Source organism: Streptomyces sp. PU-14G (assembly GCF_041028275.1).
Taxonomy (GTDB): domain Bacteria; phylum Actinomycetota; class Actinomycetes; order Streptomycetales; family Streptomycetaceae; genus Streptomyces.
This window is the reverse complement of the sequence record NZ_JASKYT010000605.1, coordinates 1-2,825: the sequence shown is the minus strand read 5'-3', so window position 1 is coordinate 2,825 and position 2,825 is coordinate 1. Positions and strand designations below refer to the sequence as shown.

Annotated in this window: 4 protein-coding genes and 1 pseudogene; 2 read left to right on the top strand and 3 right to left on the bottom strand. The window is 70.9% G+C overall.

Annotated elements, in window-relative coordinates:
- Positions 1-249, top strand: a pseudogene (locus AB8Z75_RS33925) (LytR family transcriptional regulator); the annotation flags it as partial.
- A 179-nt stretch (positions 250-428) separates the two neighbouring features.
- On the opposite strand, the gene AB8Z75_RS33920 reads toward AB8Z75_RS33925, so the two are convergent.
- The gene (locus AB8Z75_RS33920; RefSeq protein WP_369208829.1) at positions 429-965 is read right to left on the bottom strand and encodes an acyl-CoA thioesterase; all 537 of its coding nucleotides are present in this window, start codon (positions 963-965) and stop codon (positions 429-431) included.
- Between the two features lie 376 nt (positions 966-1,341).
- Between AB8Z75_RS33920 and AB8Z75_RS33915 the strand changes: the two genes are divergently transcribed.
- Complete coding sequence (locus AB8Z75_RS33915; RefSeq protein WP_369208827.1) at positions 1,342-2,190, top strand: glycoside hydrolase family 16 protein; 849 nt, start codon at positions 1,342-1,344, stop codon at positions 2,188-2,190.
- Between the two features lie 50 nt (positions 2,191-2,240).
- Here the strand turns inward: AB8Z75_RS33915 and AB8Z75_RS33910 are convergent, their stop codons facing one another.
- Positions 2,241-2,492, bottom strand: coding sequence for a DUF2945 domain-containing protein (locus AB8Z75_RS33910; protein ID WP_369208825.1), 252 nt, complete (start codon positions 2,490-2,492; stop codon positions 2,241-2,243).
- A gap of 93 nt (positions 2,493-2,585) precedes the next feature.
- On the bottom strand, positions 2,586-2,825 hold a 240-nt coding region (locus AB8Z75_RS33905; RefSeq protein ID WP_369208823.1), incomplete at its 5' end, for a response regulator transcription factor.

The following is a 2,825-nucleotide window of genomic DNA, read 5'->3' as shown; positions in this document are numbered from 1 at the left end:
CCSTCCAACGCCCCCCGCACCCAGGACGGCCGCACCACGGTCACCTACGACCCCGACTGGGACCGCTCGGCGCGCTCCCTGGCCGCCGCCCTGCCCGGCGCCGAACTGGTGAAGGCCCCCCACCAGGGCGCCCGCATGAAAGTCGTCGTCGGCGATCCCGACCAGCGCGTACGCGAGGTCCGCGCACCCGAACCCGGCAGCCGCCCCGCGGAAGCCCCGATGCGCGGCGACGAGGTGAGCTGCGACTAGGGATTTCTTGCGGTTCCTGCTCCCGGTAGGGGGTGCCACTGTCCGCAGTGTGCGGTCCGCGGGTCAGTTGTGGCTTGTCGCGCCGTTCCCCGCGCCCCCTCCGGGGCGCGTTCCACGTCCCCCTCGTGCCCTTGGCCTATGCCCTTGGCCTAGTCCGAGGGATAGGGCTGCCGAGACGGTTACTCCGCGGGGCGGGCCGCGCGCAGGTCCTTGATGGCGCGGCGGCGGGCCAGGCGGTGGGTACGGCGGATCTGGGCCTCCTGGTAGCGGCGGCGGTCCTGCTCCGTCTCAGGAACCACCGGCGGCACCGTCCTCGGCTTGCCGCCCTCGTCGATCGCCGTGAACACCAGATACGCGGAGCCGACCTGAGTGGCGGGCGTCGACTCGTTCCACCGCTCGGCCAGCACCCGCACTCCGACCTCCATCGAGGTCCGCCCCGTCCAGTTGACCTGGGCCTTCACATGCACCAGATCCCCCACCCTGACCGGTTCGAGGAACACCATCTCGTCCATGGAGGCGGTCACGGCGGGTCCCTCGGAGTGGCGCCCCGCCACGGCGCCGGCCGCGTCGTCGGCCAGCTTCATGATCACGCCGCCGTGCACGGTCCCGTACAGATTGGTCTCGCTGCCCGTCATGATGTGGGAGAGGGTCGTACGGGAGGCGGCCGTCGGCTTGCCCGGAAGCTCACTGTGCGCCGCATGCGCCTGATCGGTCATGACCTCCACCCTATGGGGCGTCGCACAGGTCACCCGAGCCCGGCATTTTGCATCAGAACTGCTACAGCTCGTCGCCGAAGCGGTACCCACCCTGTGTTCCGCCATCCGGGTGCAGGCACACTGCGAGGCATGAATCAGTGGCCCGATGGTTGGACCGACAGCTCCCGGGGCCGGGAGGGCCGCGGCAGCGGTACGCCCCGCCCCRACCCCGCACAGCCGCGGACAGAACGGCGGAGCGGCAGAGCGGCAGAGCGGCGGGCCGGCTGCACAGCGGAGCGGCTGTGCATCGGACCGGTGGCACAGCCGACCAGCGGCACAGCAGACCGGCGGGATATCAGACCTCGTGCGCTACGGATGCACAGAGCGAAGGAGAGACATGCACATACCCATGCGGACCCGGCGCCTCGCCATAGGCGTCGGCGCGGCGGCACTGGCGGTGACACTCACGGCACCCGCGGTGCACGCCACCTCCACCCCTCCGACGACCGCCGCGCAACGCCAAGGGTGGGGCGACCCGCTGTCCGCGGGATCGGACGAGTTCGACTACGGCTCCGAGGCCCACCCCGCCGTTCCCGACCGCACCAAGTGGCATCTGGCAGGTGGCGACCCCGGCGCGTGCTGGCCGGGCCACGACGACAACGGCCGCCGCTGCGACGCCAACACCCGCGTCGTCGGGGGCGTACTGCGCATGACCGGTGACGCGGACGGCGACACCGGCTGGCTCGCCTCGTCCCACGGCCGGCGCTACGGCCGGTGGGAGGCCCGGGTGCGGTCCCGGGCCACTGCCGACGACAACGGGCGCCAGTACCATCCGCTGCTGCTCCTGTGGCCGGACTCCGACGAGCACCCTCAGGACGGCGAGTACGACTATCTGGAGAACGGCGCTCCCGGCGAGCAGTGCGCCGAGGCGTTCCTGCACTACCCGCACCCGGAGGGCGTGCCCGTACAGCAGGAGTCCGCGCGCAAGTGCGGAGTGGACCTGTCGCAGTGGCACAACGTCGCCCTGGAGTGGACGCCTGAGCACCTGCGTGGCTTCGTCGACGGCGAGGAGTGGTTCCGTTTCTCCGGCGGCGCGAACGCGGACCGCGACTGCATCCAGTGCGCCCCGTCCATGCACCAGGTCATACAGCTCGACAACTTCCATGGGGACGGCATGCAGGGCGCCGTCTACGAAGTGGACTGGGCACGGGTCTACGACCTGTCCGGCGACCACCGCGCGAGGTGACCCGCGCTGCCGGGCTCCCGACGTCCGCACCGCGGCGAACGAACCCTTGCCTACAGTTTCGTCAGGGCATCCCCTTTGTGCATCGCGACGTGATCGGTCTTGTCGCTCTTGATCTCGTACTGGGGATCGTCCTCGGTGCACCGGCGCATGTGGCCCTTGTACTCCACGTCCTGCGTGTGCTTCCTGACGATGACGCCTTCGACGTGTCCGGCCTCGGAGTTCCACCTGACGTGGTCTCCGACGGAGAAGTCCTTTCCCACCCCGGTCCCCTTTCGTCTTTCGTCGCTACGCGCAGTGGACATCTCCCCGTGTTCCCCCTGGCGGCGGCAACCACGCCGGTGTCTCCGCGCGACATGACGGCCACGCCGCAGGGCGGGCACCGCAGGGCGCCCGCGTCAGCCCGGATCGGTCGTGCAGACACCGTGCTCCCACGCCCAGGCGGCGATCTCCACCCGGTTCCGCGCGGCGAGCTTGCGCTGGACGTTGCCCAGGTGCGTCTTCACCGTCGACAGCGACACATACAGTTCGGCGGCGAGCTCCTCGTTGGTGCGTCCGCGCGCCACCAGCCGTGTCACGTCCAGCTCCCGCTGTGTGAGCGGCTCGGGCAGTGCGCCGGGCCCGCCGCGCCCCCGCCC

Bases quoted from the DNA above. Each gene is read 5' to 3' on its own strand.
- AB8Z75_RS33920 (WP_369208829.1), bottom strand. From the start codon at position 965: ATGACCGATCAGGCGCATGCGGCGCACAGTGAGCTTCCGGGCAAGCCG.
- AB8Z75_RS33915 (WP_369208827.1), top strand. From the start codon at position 1,342: ATGCACATACCCATGCGGACCCGGCGCCTCGCCATAGGCGTCGGCGCG.
- AB8Z75_RS33910 (WP_369208825.1), bottom strand. From the start codon at position 2,492: ATGTCCACTGCGCGTAGCGACGAAAGACGAAAGGGGACCGGGGTGGGA.